Origin of the sequence: Cupriavidus nantongensis, from assembly GCF_001598055.1 — a bacterium.
GTDB classification, from domain to species: domain Bacteria; phylum Pseudomonadota; class Gammaproteobacteria; order Burkholderiales; family Burkholderiaceae; genus Cupriavidus; species Cupriavidus nantongensis.
In genome coordinates this window covers 997071-1012153 of record NZ_CP014844.1, presented here as the reverse complement: position 1 = coordinate 1012153, position 15083 = coordinate 997071, and the positions used below count along the sequence as shown (strand labels likewise).

The following is a 15083-nucleotide window of genomic DNA, read 5'->3' as shown; positions in this document are numbered from 1 at the left end:
TACCCGTTCTACGCGGCTCGCCCCGCAAAGGCAATAGGGTGCTGCCACGGCCGGGCGGGCACGGGCGCGATTACAACAGCGCCAGTGCCGCCCGTCCGCCTGCCCTGCCGCGCTCAGGCCATCACAAACGGCAGTTGCCGCTGGCGCTTGCCGGTCAGCGTGAACAGCGCATTGGCCACCGCCGGCGCAATCGGCGGCACGCCGGGTTCACCCAGCCCGGTCGGGTTGTCCTGCGACGGCACGAAGAACACGTCGACCACCGGCGCGTCGGTGATGCGCGGCGGCGGAAAGTCCGTGAAGTTGCTGTTCTTCACCGCGCCGTTCTCGATCTCGATGGCAAACCCCGGCCGCGTCATGGCCAGCCCGAACACGCACGCACCCTGGATCTGGGCTTCGGCCGACAACGGATTGACCACGCGGTTGGCATGCACGCCGGCGGTGACGCGATGCACGCGCGGCTCGCCCTTGACCAGCGAGACGTCGACCACATAGGCCACCACGGTGCTGAACGACTCATGCACCGCCACGCCCCAGGCATGCCCCTTGGGCAGCTTGCGCTTGCCGTAGCCGGACTTCTCCACCGCCAGCTGCAGCGCGGCGCGATGGCGCGCGTGCTTCTTCTCGTCGAGCCGCGCCAGGCGGAACGCCACCGGGTCCTGCTTCGCGGCGGCGGCCATCTCGTCGGCCAGCGTTTCCTTGACGAAGGCGGTGTGCGTATTGCCGACCGAGCGCCACCACAGCACCGGCACGTCCACCTGCGGGTGGTGCACCGACATCTGCAGCGGCAGGTCGTAGTCGTTCTCGACAATGCCTTCGGTCATGGTGGCGTCGACGCCGTTCTTGACCATGAAGGGCTCGAACGGCGTGCCCTTCAGGATCGACTGGCCGACGATGGTGTGCTGCCAGCCCACCACCTTGCCCTGCGCATCCAGGCCGATGCGGGCGCGGTGCAGGTGCAGCGGGCGGTAGTAGCCGCCGCGGATATCGTCCTCGCGGCTCCACACCACCTTGAGCGGCTCGGTGTGCCCCGCGGCGACCCAGGCCTTGAGCACGTTGGCCGCTTCGACGATGTAGTCGGAGCTCGGCACCGCGCGCCGGCCGAAGCCGCCGCCGGCCATCATGGTGTTGAGCACCACCTTGTCCGGCGCCAGCCCGAGCGTACGCGCCACCGCGGCCTGGTCTACGGTCTGGAACTGCGAGCCCACCCAGACCCTGACCGACTGCACCTTGCCGCCGGCCACCTCGGGCTGCAGCGTGCAGTTCAGCGGCTCCATCGGCGCGTGCGCCAGGTAGGGGAAGCGGAAATCGGCCTCGATCTTGCGCGGCGCACCGCTGATGGCAGCGGCGATATTGCCCTCGCCCGCGCGCGCGACCGTGCCGGGCTGGCCGGCCAGCTTCGCGTATTCATCGAACAGGGCCTGCGACGAGACCTTAGAGCCAGCATCTTCCCACTGGACCTCGAGCGCATCGCGGCCCATCTTGGCCGGCCAGTAGCCGCTGGCGATCACGGCCACGCCGCTGCCGCCGCGGTCGACCGGCACCTGCAGCACGCCGCGCACGCCCGGCACCGCACGCGCCTTGTCGGCGCTGAAGCTCTTGACCTTGCCACCGAAGCGCGGCGGACGCGCCACCACCGCCACCACCATGCCCTTGAGCTGGGTGTCGATGCCGAACGGCGTGGTCGCCTCCATCTTGCCGCGCGCATCCAGCCGCGGCGTGGGCTTGCCGACGATGCGGAACTGCGCCGGGTCTTTCAGCTTGACCTGCTGCGGCACCGGCATCTCCATCGCCGCCGGCGCCAGTTCGCCGAAGGTGGCGCGCTGGCTGCCGGAGGTGATCACGCCCTGCTCGACCTGGCAGCTGGCCGGATCGACCTTCCAGCGCTGCGCCGCGGCCGCGACCAGCATCGCGCGGGCGCGCGCGCCCAGTTCGCGGTACTGCTGGAACGAGTGGTTCAGCGCGGTGGAGCCGCCGGTCATCTGCATGCCGAAGCCGGGGTCCTTGTACGGATCGCCCGCCGGGGCCAGCGCCGCGCGCACGTTGCGCCAGTCCGCATCCAGCTCTTCGGCCAGCGCCATCGGCAGCGCGGTATGCACGCCCTGGCCGAATTCGAGCCGGTTCACGGCCACGGTCACGGTGTTGTCCGGCGCGATGATCAGGAACGCCTGCGGCGCCGCCGGCGGCGCCTTGGGCTTGCCGCCCTCCTGCGCCTGCGCCAGCGGTGCCACGCCCAGCGCCAGCCCGCCGCCGGCCAGGCCGGTCAGCTTGAGAAAACTGCGGCGGTCGAGCGTCGCCATGCCGGCGTCGGCACGCGCTTCGCCGCTGTTGCCTGCCTGGCCGCCGGCCAGGGCTTCGATGCCTCGGATACGCATATCGGTTCGCTCCCGCTCAGGCCAGCGCACGGGCGGCGTCTTTGATCGCCGCGCGGATGCGCTGGTACGTGCCGCAGCGGCACAGGTTGCCGGCCATGGCCTGGTCGATGTCGGCATCGGTGGGCCGCGGCTTGCTGCGCAGCAGGCCGACGGCGCTCATCACCTGGCCGTTCTGGCAGTAGCCGCACTGGGCGACATCGTGCTTGATCCAGGCGTCCATCACGGCGCGCCCGACGCGGTCGCTGCCGATGCCTTCGATGGTGGTGATGCGCGCGCCGGCGACCGCGGAGGCCGGCGTCACGCAGCTGCGCGTGGCCTGGCCGTTGACGTGCACGGTGCAGGCACCGCACGCGGCCATGCCGCAGCCGAACTTGGTGCCGGTCATTTCGAGGTTGTCGCGCAGCGCCCACAGCAGCGGCGTGGATGGGTCCACGTCGACTTCACGGGTCTTGCCGTTGACGTTGATGGAGAGGGTGGTCATGTGGGGGACACTCCTTGGGTACGTTGCCCGCTGGTCATTGCCTGTGCGCCGCAGCCCGGCGCAACGGACAAGTGAGGATAGTGCAATTTGCGGCACCTTGCCGGACGCTTTGCGCACTACCGTGCCCGTCAGCGCCGGTCGCACGAACTTTGTGCAACGAACGGCTGTCCCTCATGGATTGCCTTTCGATCCGGCCGGAATCCTGGTGTGCTTCGGTTCCTGCCGCTGAAACAGTGCCATCGACTATTCCAGAAAATTCGTTTCCCGCAGCAGGCACGGCCTCGGCTCCGAACACCGCTGCCGCGCCCGGCACGGCCGTCTCCTCCGAAGCCCGCGTCCGCGCCGCATCGTCACCTTCGATAGCGCGGCTCGACAGCATCCAGGCCCTGCGCGGCCTGGCCGCCGCCATGGTGGTGGTCTACCACTCCGGGCTCACGCTGGGCGGCGCCAATGCGCCGGTGTTGAACTGGCTGACCCACAACGTGATCAAGCGCGGCCATGTCGGCGTCGATGTGTTCTTCGTCATCAGCGGCTTCATCATCGCCTGGGTCGCGGTGCTGGCCAGGCCCCGGCCGGAGCGCCCGCTCAGCTTCATGATCCGGCGCCTGTGCCGGCTGGCGCCGCCGTACTGGACCATGTCGGCCATCCACGCGCTGCTGCTCAATCCGGTCACGCCGGCACTGTTCGCCGCGTCGCTGGCGTTCCTGCCCACATCCACAAGCCATGCGCCCTACTACGGCTATCCCGCGCTGTACGTGGGCTGGTCGCTCAACTACGAGCTGGCGTTCTACGCGGTGTTTGCGCTCGGGCTGCTGCTGGCCGGGCGGCGCGCGCTGCTGGTGGTGCTGGGGGTGTTCGCGCTGTTCACGCTGGTGCTGCCGTGGTGGCGCTTCGGCACGCTGGTGGCCGATCCCGCCCAGGGCTATGCGTTCGCTTCACCGTGGCTGGCCATGGCCAGCAATCCGCTGGTGCTCGAGTTCCTGCTGGGCTGCGCGCTGGCATGGGCCTATGCGCGCTGGCGCCACTTGCTGACGCCGGCGTCCGCGCTCGCGCTGCTGGCGCTCGGCACCGCGTCGTTTGTGCTGTCGCTGCCGATGGTCGGGCCGGATTTCAGCCTTGCGGGACGCGGCTTGCCCGCCGCGCTGCTGGTGGCCGGCGTGGTCGCCGCCGAGCACACCGGCATGCTGCGCGTGCCGCGCGCGCTGATCTGGCTGGGCGAGCTGTCCTACGCCCTCTACCTGACCCATCCCACCGTGATCGAAGCGGTCAAGCGCCTGATGCCCGAGCTGGGCGCGCACCAGACCGCGATGCAGCTGCTGCGCTTTGCCATCGACGCCGGCCTGGCACTGGCGCTGGCCTGGCTGCTGCACCGCTGGGTCGAGCTGCCCGGTATCGCCGCCGGGCGGCGGCTGGCACGCGCCTAGCGTTGCGGCAGGCCGGCCAGGAACAGATACAGGGCGGTCAGCTCGGTATCGTTCATGCGCCCGAAGGAATCGAACGGCATCACGCGGCTGAGCGCGCTGCCGTCGGGCCGCTTGCCGCTGCGCATCATCTCGATGAACGCCGCGGGCTGGCCATAGCGCGCCATCGCGCCGCCCGGCACGGGGCGCAGGTCCGCCGCCGGCGGCCAATCGGGCGGCGCGCCCGGGATCTTGCCGCCGCGGAACCCCGGCCCGTGGCATCCCAGGCAAACATTGGCCACGTAGGCGCCATAGCGGGGCGTCGGCTCGGGCGCCAGCGCAGCCTGCGCCGGCAGGCTGTGGTCGATCTTGGACGCGGCGTCCTGCACCACCCCCACGCCATACAGCGCGCGCACCAGCCACGGCATGGTGATCTCGGCGGGCGCGCCCATCGCCGCGGGCAGGCTGCGCAGGTAGCCGATCAGCGCGCCGAGGTCCTCGTCGCTGAGCCGGTTGTAGTCTTCGCTGGGCATGATCAGCAGCGGGCGCAGCGAGGGCGCCACGCCATGGCGGATGCTGCGTACCCAGTCCACTGGCTCGTAGGCGGCAATGGCCGGGTTGGCGCGGGTCAGGTCCGGCGCGCGCACGCGCAGGCCGCCGGGGTCGTCGATCACCTGCTTGCCGCCGCCACCGGCGCCATGGCATTCCATGCAGCCGCGCGATTCGTACAGGTACTTGCCGTGGGCGATGGCGGCGGGATCATCGCGGATGGCAACAGGCGCGACCGGAACGTCGACCAGACGCTGCGCCTTGCGCTCGCCCACCCATGCCGCGCCGTACGCCGCCGCGGCCGCGACCACGGCCGTGCCGGCAAGCCCCCATGCCGCCCTCCGCAGAATCCGCGCCATTTGCCTTCCCCTGTTCGCCGCACTGGATGCCGCAGCTTGCGGCCAGTGCCCCGGGGGCTGTCGGTGGGCAAGGCAACATAGCGCAGCGCCGGCCGCGCTCAGGCCAGCCCGGCCGGGGCGCGGTCGATAAAGCCGGTCATGCGCGCCAGCCGGCCATCGGCCGACACCGTGGCAAAGTCGGTGCCGACCACCAGCGCGGCTTCGCCCGCGGGCCCAAGCTCCCAGGTAAAGCGCAGGTGCTCGCCGTGTGCATCCACGGGGCTCACGCGGGTGAAGCGGAAACCGGGAAACTTCGCCTGCACCGCGGCGATCATCGCGTCGATACCGGCATGGCCGTCGCCCCTCATCAGCGGATCCACATAGCAGGCCGTTTCCGTCCACGCCGCCGCAATCAGCTCGCGCCGGCGCGCGGCATCGGTCTCGTTCCAGGCGGCGAGGTAGCGGTCGGCGAGGGTGGCGGCGTGGTCCATCTGGGGGGACTGGGCGGCAGCGGACATGGCTTTCTCCTTGAGGGTTGGGTGGTCTGGCTCTCGGGGCCTGGCGTCAGGCCATGGCTGCATGATCGGCGCGGGGGCGTGGGGGTGCGATTACCGGGGAGGTTATCGGCTCGTGGTCCGGGGATCCGCATGAGACGGCATTCTGAAAAGAGCCGGCGGAGAACTATCAGAGATTAGTTGGCCGATCAGTTACCTTCCTGCTTGGATGACCCCGGCTCGACGCGGCAAAGCTCGAAGCCGGTTTTCCGGAATAGTTGCAGCGATGCGTTGTTGCCGGGCGAAATTTTGGCCCGACAATTTGGAAAGCCCTCAATAGCAAGCGCCTGGAGTGAGCGACGTAGCAGGTAGGACCCAACGCCCTTATCTTGGATGCTGGGGGACACCGCAATCAATGCGATAACGGGCGCTCGATAGAGCGCAAAATCGGTGGCCATGACCGCGCCAGCCAATTGGCCAGATGGAGCCTCTGCGACGAACGACGCGGACGACAGAAAGCGGCCGTACTGATCGCCGAAGATTGACGAAAGTTTGCGCCTCCAACTATCCAGCGGCGCGCCATCGACACTAGGTAAGAACGCTGCGTGGACCATGGGAACAAGCTGCTCAAAATCGCTGTCACGCAAATCCCGAATCACAAGGCTGCAAGAACCAAGGGTAACCCCGGAGCAAGCACGCTCCCACAGCAGCCCAACATCTCCGGGAGGAATTGACTCGAATGCATTTGAAGACAAGATCTTTTTCTCCGAAAGGAATGGAATCTCTAGACTGAAGCTTCCTGTTTTCTTGCCACGATGGTAAAAAAATGCCACCACCGGGACGGATCTCTATGACCGTAGCCTTGGAATTCGTCCCAATGTTCAATCTTCCAGTCAGCAAAGAGTTTTACCAGCACCTCGAACGGAAACACCGAGAACCGGTCATCTTCAGCAAACTGATCACATTCGCCAAAAAAATGTCCTGCAAATACCCCATCAGGCGATAGCGCCACAGAGATTTTCGACCACAACTCACCGAATCGCTCGGGACAGGCATGGTGCAACGCGTATCCCGCATGAATCAAGGAGACGCTAGGAAAGATCATCGTACTAAAATCTTCGCAAACAATTGACAACGCTTCGTCATTGCGGCTTTTTTTACGAAGTCTGAGACGAGCCAGCGCCCTGGGATCTCGGTCCACGGCAATTACGTGCCAGCCTCGCCTCAAAAGATAGAACGGCACCCCTTCACTACCGCAGCCCAGATCTAAGGCAGTGTTCGGCACCCCCGGACGCCAAGCGAGATCAGCAGCTGCAGCAACGTATTCTCGAACACGCTCCAGTTTTTGCATTTCGGTTCAGGCTGATTCACGCTCTAATGATTCGAAGAAAGAAAAAAATTCCTTGCGTGTCGATAGGAATATCGGATATGAAGTCATCATTAATGAGCACACCAAAAATAAAATTCTCGTATCGCCGCCCAGCGCGTCTAAAGCAATGCCGCCAACCAAAGAAGCAAGTGGCATCATCCCACCCGACAGCAATCCATATAATGCATATACCCTTCCCAATTCATTTCTCGAAATTGATCTTTGCAGTGCAGTTTCGAAAAATATACTCCAATACCCGTTTGCAATGCCAGCAGCAACGAGCAGAACGCAAGCGACCGCAAAACTACGTATTTGGCTGAACAATAAGAAACACCCGCACATAAAAATCACAATGTACAGCACGCTATGCGTTTGTTTGATTTTAGGCATCGGAACCTTCGCCGCCATCGTGTAACCCGTCAACACACCCACCGAGAGCATCGCCATGAGGAAACCATACATCGATGCATCCACCCGCAACACACCGGAAGCATGAAAGGGCATCAAGACAAAGATCGGGGTGGCGAAGAAGTTGATCACCAGTGCCATGCTTAGGAAAAGCCGCCCCCCTGGAAGCCTACAGAGGGTTCCTGCGCCGTGATAAAACTCCGTCAGCAAACCAAGAATCCCAATCCCAAATTTCGCAGTTCGATGCTGCGGAACAAACAGTTCGCTCGGCCTGGCGCGTGACACGCACTGCACCGCCAGAAGATAAGAAAGCGAGTTCGCTAGGAATAAGGCACCGGGACCGACGAGCCCATAGACCCACCCACCCACAAGGTTACCGAGGAGTTCACCACAGCGCGCTCCGGCCTTATAGAGAGCATTTGCCGGCGCCAGCGCCACTTTTGGAACAAGGTCAGGCAGCATAGCTGCGAAGGCTGGCCTGAAGAATGCCGACGAAACAGCAATCACAAGGCCGCAAAGTACTGCCAGCACCGGAAGTAATCCTCCCTGAGTCGCTGAGCCCCAGTGGAATACGCAAGCCAAAGCAAGTGTCGCGCACGCGCCCACGGTGTCGCAGCATATTACGATCGATCTTCTGTTCATGCGATCTGCAATCACACCGGACAGCGGCAAGACCAACAAAGCGGCAATGCCACAAAAAAAAATTCCAGCACCAACAAAGGATCCGGATTGCGTTGCTTCCTTCAAGAAGAAAGAGATTGCAATGGTATGTGCAGAACTTCCAATTAAGCTGACGAACTGGCCGACCCAAACCACGCGGAAGTTTTCATAGCGCAATGGAAATCTGGCTTTCGTCAAGCTCGGCTCCTTGTCGAGTTACAGCGTGTGTAACATATACCTAGGGAATCATCTGTATGGGAACGATACGATGCCGCTGTTGCTTAGTCGCGAGGTGTTCAGGGTCACCCGGACGGGGACCGCCCTGCAGCGACGCACGAAAATTGTCCTGAAGACTTTTCGGAAGGAGCGGGAGTATTTCGTCTTCAACAAACGGCGCTAGAATGCAACAGATCGGATCCGCGTCCCAAATACGCCCAAGATATGCATAGCTGTTTGCTCTACAGCCACCATGAAACAATTTCCCATACCGGCAATCTTTGCACGGCAGATCCTTAATTGACTTGGATAAAAAATCCTTGAATTCACTGCATCCATATGCAGCCTCAACCGAGCCGGCAACTGAGATAGATTGAATACCCCCGTCGCGCAGGGACGGACAAAAACGGATCCGATCGCCCTGCTCCACGATCATGGAGCCAAAGTGATATGAACAAGGGTGTTCATCCAGGCTCGACGCTGGAGAGAATCCGTAGAATAGATTGTCGTATCGAAACACCTGCACTACTTCGAGGCGCCAATCCGGTATTTTTGGATACTCTTTGAGATAATTTTCTATTATATATCTATATCCCGCCTTCGCATCTTCCAGCCAATCGAGCTTGCTGACCGAAAGCCCGCTCTGCCTGAATCTCCCCGCAAGATAAGCTTGGTCAATCTGCCAACGATCAATCCCAATCCGACTGAGAATTTCGTCCATTTCCGGGAGCTCCAGCGCCGATACTTTGTTTGTTATCGTTGTGTTTACCGTAACATGCAACCCATATTGCACCGCCAGTGCGATACGATCGATCAATTGCTTAGCACTAACGCCGACGCCAGCATCATTTTTGCGCACCAACGCATTACCATCCAACCCATCCAAACTAATTGCAACTCCTATTTCAACAGGAGAATTCGCAAAAACCGATCGACGCCAACCTCTCAATGACCGCGCAGCGCGTTCCTTAGCCATCCACTCTAATTTCTTTCGGGTAAGCAAAAGACCGTTGGTGATAAAATATAGGTTATCGCATATTTCGAGTGATTTAGAAAAAATTTCCTTCCAGTCTGGACGAGTCAAGACCTCGCCACCAGTTAATGTAATTTTCCGCACCCCAAGACGGGCGGCCTCTTGGAGCGAGCGATCAATCAATTCTCTTGAGTGATGCGGTTCGGCACTAGAAGACTCCGGATAACAATGCTCGCAGCGAAGGTTGCAGTGATTGGTAGTTTCCAGGTGTAGACGGTATGGCTTCTTGCATATGTCTAGTCGTTTTTCGACCCGATTTCGCAAATCAGGCCAGAATTCGGAGGGCGCCGGCATATGAAACTCCATCTCGTAGATCCGTAGAGTTTCCTCGTACGCATTGACGTGAGTTTCGAGCGCCTCCGGGGACGAAACTGGTATACCGTTGGTGTGTTCGATGAAGAAGCCGAAAGCATGATCGCAGTAATCTCTATAGAGACTGGTACTGAGAATCAACGCATGCCAGTACTCGTCCACGAGTTCAGACGGCACAAGCGGCCTCTGTGTCTTTGCACTTAACCAAAGAAAACGGCGTGCTTCTCGCTCGAGTTCCTCTGCCTTAGACCCATATGGACTCTTGAGCCGAAATCGCTCAGTGACAACCGAAAGGTCGAAGTCACGCCAAATCGTTGACGTCGTGAGATTTGGTCTCAGAGCCATTTTGTTTCTCCAGCTGGAAGTATCAGCCGATAATGCACGCCGAGCGACTAGAATATCGTCGCCACCAAATTAGGTGTTGCTATTACAGGAATCCACGAGATGACCCGCATAGGTGGAGTGATAGCCGAAATGTTTGCGATGACCCGCGCACCGCTTGAAGATTTTCGACAGCACGACATATACCTTTGACATTTCATGCTCCTTTCAAGTATGCCAACATTGGCGTTGGCGTTACGGATCGCCACTACAACGATCCCCCATCCCTTCCGCAAAACGCGGAGTTAGGACTCAATGACGAGAGCGATTGTCTTTAAAAAAAGCCTGACATCGACTTAGAGATGAGTCAGAACGAGTCACCATTACTAAAGCGGTTTATCTTTAGAGTGGTTCCTCGTTGCGGACTTGTAAGTAAGATATTTCCGATCATCCCTGGCGAAAATTCCCGTCGCTCGCGACGAAAATTCCAGATCGTCCAGGGGTCGTGGTAGCAATTGGGTGTCTGCAGTCGGGGCGAGCTTAAGTGCCGAGCCAGTGCCGAGCCAGTGCCGTAGCTGTGCGGAGCCGGCGCGAATGCACGAAGTCCCACCTTATAGGATTGCAAGTTTCCGCAGTCGCTGGGAGGCTTTGCCGATTTGGTGCAGCGTGACATCATTCCAACAGACGGCCGCCCTACCAAAAAATCGCCCCCAACACCAGAGGCAAGTAACCCCCAACCTGCCCCCTGTCCTGCCGATGGCCACGCGCCTATCCTCGCTACATTGCCCCTACGCTGGGCGGCAGTCTGTCCGGGCGTTTCGGGGGCATGCCGCCGGGGCGCGCCGGTCACGCCGCCTCCTTCCCACCCGCATCGCACCGCCTTTGCCCCACTCTCGTCCATGACGCCCGACACGGCCCCGCCGAGCCCTCCGGCCGCTCCAGCCCCTTCCGCCGCGCCGCGCCGCTGGCTGCCCTTGTTGCTGGCCGGCGCCTGCTACTTCGTGCTGGCGGCGGCGGCGCTGTGGCTGGCGCGGCTGCCCGGTACCGTGGCCTCGGTATGGCTGCCCAACGCATTCGGGCTGGGCCTGCTGTTGCACCGGCCGCGAGCGGAGAGCCCGTGGCTGATGGCCGGCATGCTGGTTGCCTGCGTGCTGGCCAACTACTGTGCCGGCGACAGCGTCGGCACCGCGCTGATGCTGACGGGTGCGAACGTGGCGGAGATGCTGTCCGCGCTGCTGCTGTTGCGCCTGCTGGACCGGCATGGAGTGACCGGGCGCCACGGTCCGCTGGCCGCATTCGCGGTGATGCTGGCGGTCGGCGGCATCCTGGCGCCGATGGTGGGCGCCACCGCCGGCGCGGCGGCCATCGCCGCGGTCGAGGGCAGCCGCTTCGCGCCGGTGTGGTGGACCTGGTGGCAGGCCAGCGCGCTGGGCATGGCGCTGCTGCTGCCGCTGATGCTGTCGATGACCGCGGTGCGCGTGCGCGCCGCCGCGGCGCGGCCGATGCTGGCGCCGCAGGCGGGCGCGCTGGCGCTGAGCCTGGCCATCGGCGCGCTGGCGCAGTGGCAGGGGCACGACCCGTTCGCGGCGATGTCGCTGCCGCTGGTGCTGCTGGCGCTGGCCGGCAATCCGTTTGCCACCGCGCTGCTGGCGCTGGTGGCGACGCTGTGCCTGCAGGCGCTGATGCTGCTGTCGCACCGCCATGAAGCGGTGCCGCTGTCGGCCGCGGTGATCATGGTGCTGCCGGTCTGCATCGCCTACCTTACCGAGCAGAACCGGCACGGCCGCGCCAGCCTGCGCAGCAGCGACAAGCGCTTTCGCCAGGCGATGGAGCATTCGGCGATCGGCATGGCGCTGGTCGACATGGACGGCCGCTGGCAGACCGTCAACCGCGCCATGACCGAGCTGCTCGGCTACAGCGCGGCGGAGCTGCGCGAGCTGAGCTACCAGCAGCTGACCCACCCCGACGACCTGACCGGCGACCTGCGCCAGGTCGCCAACCTGTTGTCGGGCAAGGTCGAGGCCTATCGCCTGGAAAAGCGCTACCGCCACAAGGACGGCCACTACCGCTGGGTGCTGCTGGCGGTTTCGCTGGTGCGCGACGAACAGACCGGCGAGCCGCAGCACTTCATCACGCAGGTGGAAGACATCCACGCGCGCAAGCTGGCGCAGCAAGAGCTGGAACGGCTGTCGCGGCGCATCCAGCTGGCGGTCGAGGCCGGCGGCGTGGGTATCTGGGAATGGGACCTGGCCAGCGCCGGCATCACCTGGGATGCGCGCATGCATGCGCTGCACGGCACCGACCCTGCCGGCGGCGCGCCGCTGGCGGAGCAATGGATCGCGCTGCTGCATCCCGACGACATCAGCCGCGTGCGCGGCGAGATGCGCCGCGCCATCCGCGGCGAGGCCGCGTTCGACACCGAATACCGTATCGTGCGCCCCGGCGGCGAGGTGCGCCACGTACGCGCCATGGCGATGGTGGCGCGCACCCCCGACGGCGCCGCCCATGCGCTGGTGGGCACCAACTGGGACACCACCGAGCAGCGCCGGCTGACCGAGGCGCTGTTCGAGGAGAAGGAGCGCCTGCATATCACGCTGCGCTCGATCGGCGATGCGGTGATCTGCACCGACGCCACCATGCACGTGACCTTCATGAACCCGATCGCGGAACAGCTGACCGGCTGGACCATGGCCGCCGCCACGGGCCTGCCGCTGGAACGGGTCTTCCGCATCGTCGACGAGACCACCGGCGAGCCCATCCCGAGCCCGGTCGAGGCCTGCCTGCGTACGCTGACGCCGGCCTACCTGCAGGAAGGCGCGGTGCTGCAGAGCCTGACCGGCGAGCGCCACGACGTGCAGGACTCGGCCGCGCCGGTGCTGACCGCGCGCGGCGAGGTGCTGGGCGCGGTGCTGGTATTCCAGGACATCACCGCCGCGCGCGCGCTGCAGCGCGAGCTGGCGCGCTCGGCCATGCACGATGCGCTGACCGGCCTGCCCAACCGCACCTGGTTCGAGAAGCGGCTGCGCGAGTCGTGCGACGCGGCGCGGCTGCACGGCCATCGCGCCGCGCTGTGCTTTATCGACCTGGACCGCTTCAAGATCGTCAACGACACCGCCGGCCACGGCGCCGGCGACGTGCTGCTGCGCGAGCTCGGCTACCTGATCCGCAATCATGTGCGCCCCGACGACGTACTGGCGCGCCTGGGCGGCGACGAGTTCGCGCTGCTGCTCAAGGACTGCACCGTCGACCAGGCCGAGCAGGTGTGCCAGGGCGTGATCGACGCCATCCGCGGGCGCCGCTTCCCGTGGGAAGGGCGCGTGTACGACGTCGGCGCCAGCATCGGCATCGCCGCCATCGACCTGGACGTGCCGCCGGTCAGTGAGCTGATGAGCCGCGCCGACGTGGCCTGCTATGCGGCCAAGGCGGCGGGCCGCAGCCGGGTCTCGGTGTACCGCCGCGACGAAAGCGACGCGCGCCGCCACCACCGCGAGCTGGAAGTCGCCGCCGGCATCCACTCGGCGCTCGAGGCCAACCGCTTCCGCCTGTTCGCGCAGGAAATCCGCGCGCTGCAGCCGGAACAGAACCAGGATGGCAGCGCCCATCGCCATATCGAGATCCTGGTGCGCATGGTCGACGAGCATGGCGAGCTGATCCTGCCCGGCGCCTTCATTCCCGCCGCCGAGCGCTACGACCTGATGGGCCATGTCGACCGCTGGGTCATCCGCAACGTGCTGCGCGGCTACGGCGAACGGCTGGGCGCGGTGCCGGGGCTGTCGGTGTCGATCAACCTGTCGGCCAACTCGCTCGGCGAGCCCTTCCTGCTGCCGTTCCTGCACGCCGAGCTGGAAGCCAGCGCCCTGCCCGCCAGCCGCATCCGGCTGGAGATCACCGAGACCGCGCTGATCAACAACATGGCCGCGGCCAACCGCCTGGTGGCGGAGATGCGGCGCGCCGGCTGCACAGTGTCCTTGGACGACTTCGGCTCGGGCCTGTCGTCGTTCGCCTACCTGAAGCAGTTTCCGGTGGATTACCTGAAGATCGACGGCAGCTTTATCCGGCAGCTGGCCGACAACGCGGTGGACCGCGAGATCGTCAGCTCGATCAACGACATCGGCCACCGGCTGGGCGTGCGCACGGTGGCGGAGTGGGTCGAGGACGAACGCACCCTCGACGCGCTGCGCGCGATTGGCGTCGATTACGCGCAGGGCTATGCGATCGGGCGGCCGGTGGCGCTGGACGTGTTCCTCGCCGGCTGCGCGCAGCGCAACGCGCAGGCCTCGTAGCTCGCTGGCCGGTCCGCCCGACCGTGATACATTCGGCGCCTGTCCGCGCGGCCACCTGGCCGCATGGTCGCATCCAAGGGGAACCCGTTGTCGCTCGTGTCCGACCCGATGCCGGCGCCGCTGTATGCGCGCGTCAAGCAGCACATCAGCAGCCGGATTGCTGACGGCAGCTGGCCGCCCCATCACCGCGTGCCGTCCGAGACCGAGCTGGTCGAGGCGCTCGGCGTCAGCCGCATGACCGTGCACCGCGCGCTGCGCGAGCTGACCGCCGAGGGCATGCTGGTGCGGCTGCAGGGCGTCGGCACCTTCGTCGCCGAGCCCAAGCGGCGCACCGCGCTGTATGCGGTCAACAATATCGCCGACGACATCGCTTCGCGCGGACACCGCCATCGCGCCCGCGTGATCAGCGTGGAAGCCGAGCGCGCCGGCCCGGCGCAGGCCGCGGCGCTGGAGGTCGCGCTGGAAGCGATGGTGTTCCATTCGGTGATCGTCCACTACGAGGACGACGTCGCCATCCAGCTCGAAGACCGCTATGTCAATGCCGCGGTCGCGCCGGACTACCTTGCGCAGGACTTCAGCAGCGAAACCCCTTACCAGTACCTGTCGCGCATCGCCCCGCTGACCGAGGGCGAGCACGTGGTCGAGGCCGTGCTGGCGCTGCCGGAAGAGTGCGAGCTGCTCGCCATCGAGCGCGGCGAACCGTGCCTGCTGATCCGCCGCCGCACCTGGTCCGCCGGGCGCGTGGTGACGTCGGTGCGGCTGGTGCATCCGGGTTCGCTGCATCGGCTGGAAGGCCGGTTCACGTCCTAGGCCCGGTGCCGCCAGCGGAACCTTCCCGGAATTTGTA

General features: G+C 64.4%; 11 protein-coding genes. 3 read left to right on the top strand and 8 right to left on the bottom strand.

Annotation, left to right across the window (positions count from 1 at the left end):
• Nucleotides 1-113: 113 nt before the first annotated feature.
• Entirely contained in the window at nt 114-2372 is a 2259-nt protein-coding gene (locus A2G96_RS04580) for a xanthine dehydrogenase family protein molybdopterin-binding subunit (RefSeq protein WP_062797182.1), read from the bottom strand.
• Nucleotides 2373-2388: 16 nt separating this feature from the next.
• On the bottom strand, nt 2389-2853 hold the full coding sequence (locus A2G96_RS04575) for a (2Fe-2S)-binding protein (protein ID WP_062797180.1): 465 nt from the start codon (nt 2851-2853) through the stop codon (nt 2389-2391).
• Between the two features lie 359 nt (nt 2854-3212).
• On the opposite strand from A2G96_RS04575, the gene A2G96_RS04570 reads away from it, so the two are divergent.
• Nucleotides 3213-4277 carry an acyltransferase family protein gene (locus A2G96_RS04570; RefSeq protein WP_062802057.1) on the top strand — a complete coding sequence of 355 codons (1065 nt, stop codon included), beginning with the start codon at nt 3213-3215 and terminating at the stop codon, nt 4275-4277.
• On the opposite strand, the gene A2G96_RS04565 is transcribed toward A2G96_RS04570, so the two are convergent.
• The 6 genes from A2G96_RS04565 to A2G96_RS32195 form a co-directional block, all read right to left on the bottom strand.
• Nucleotides 4274-5161 carry a c-type cytochrome gene (locus A2G96_RS04565; protein WP_062797178.1) on the bottom strand — a complete coding sequence of 296 codons (888 nt, stop codon included), beginning with the start codon at nt 5159-5161 and terminating at the stop codon, nt 4274-4276. The two genes, A2G96_RS04570 and A2G96_RS04565, sit on opposite strands and share 4 nt — an antisense overlap.
• Nucleotides 5162-5259: 98 nt before the next feature.
• Nucleotides 5260-5658, bottom strand: coding sequence for a nuclear transport factor 2 family protein (locus tag A2G96_RS04560; RefSeq protein WP_062797176.1), 399 nt, complete (start codon nt 5656-5658; stop codon nt 5260-5262).
• A 185-nt stretch (nt 5659-5843) separates the two neighbouring features.
• Complete coding sequence (locus A2G96_RS33040) at nt 5844-6467, bottom strand: GNAT family N-acetyltransferase (protein ID WP_150124050.1); 624 nt, start codon at nt 6465-6467, stop codon at nt 5844-5846.
• On the bottom strand, nt 6419-6985 hold the full coding sequence (locus tag A2G96_RS32205) for a class I SAM-dependent methyltransferase (RefSeq protein ID WP_082818848.1): 567 nt from the start codon (nt 6983-6985) through the stop codon (nt 6419-6421). The genes A2G96_RS33040 and A2G96_RS32205 overlap by 49 nt, the downstream gene beginning before the upstream one ends.
• Nucleotides 6986-6991: 6 nt before the next feature.
• Entirely contained in the window at nt 6992-8269 is a 1278-nt protein-coding gene (locus A2G96_RS32200; RefSeq protein ID WP_082818847.1) for an MFS transporter, read from the bottom strand.
• A 40-nt stretch (nt 8270-8309) separates the two neighbouring features.
• A complete protein-coding gene (locus tag A2G96_RS32195; RefSeq protein WP_082818846.1) occupies nt 8310-9977 on the bottom strand; it encodes a radical SAM protein in 1668 nt (555 codons plus the stop codon).
• A gap of 875 nt (nt 9978-10852) precedes the next feature.
• Between A2G96_RS32195 and A2G96_RS04555 the strand changes: the two genes are divergently transcribed.
• Both A2G96_RS04555 and hutC read left to right on the top strand, forming a co-directional pair.
• Entirely contained in the window at nt 10853-14236 is a 3384-nt protein-coding gene (locus A2G96_RS04555) for a diguanylate cyclase (RefSeq protein WP_062797174.1), read from the top strand.
• 63 nt (nt 14237-14299) lie between these two features.
• Nucleotides 14300-15046 (top strand): histidine utilization repressor, encoded by a 747-nt coding sequence (gene hutC, locus A2G96_RS04550; RefSeq protein ID WP_062797171.1) that lies wholly within the window; start codon nt 14300-14302, stop codon nt 15044-15046.
• Nucleotides 15047-15083: the final 37 nt, after the last annotated feature.

Excerpts from the sequence above, each read along its gene's own strand:
- A2G96_RS04580 (WP_062797182.1), bottom strand. The coding sequence starts at position 2,372 with ATGCGTATCCGAGGCATCGAAGCCCTGGCCGGCGGCCAGGCAGGCAAC.
- A2G96_RS04565 (WP_062797178.1), bottom strand. The coding sequence starts at position 5,161 with ATGGCGCGGATTCTGCGGAGGGCGGCATGGGGGCTTGCCGGCACGGCC.
- A2G96_RS04560 (WP_062797176.1), bottom strand. The coding sequence starts at position 5,658 with ATGTCCGCTGCCGCCCAGTCCCCCCAGATGGACCACGCCGCCACCCTC.
- A2G96_RS04555 (WP_062797174.1), top strand. The coding sequence starts at position 10,853 with ATGACGCCCGACACGGCCCCGCCGAGCCCTCCGGCCGCTCCAGCCCCT.
- A2G96_RS32205 (WP_082818848.1), bottom strand. The coding sequence starts at position 6,985 with ATGCAAAAACTGGAGCGTGTTCGAGAATACGTTGCTGCAGCTGCTGAT.
- A2G96_RS04575 (WP_062797180.1), bottom strand. The coding sequence starts at position 2,853 with ATGACCACCCTCTCCATCAACGTCAACGGCAAGACCCGTGAAGTCGAC.
- hutC (WP_062797171.1), top strand. The coding sequence starts at position 14,300 with ATGGTCGCATCCAAGGGGAACCCGTTGTCGCTCGTGTCCGACCCGATG.
- A2G96_RS32195 (WP_082818846.1), bottom strand. The coding sequence starts at position 9,977 with ATGGCTCTGAGACCAAATCTCACGACGTCAACGATTTGGCGTGACTTC.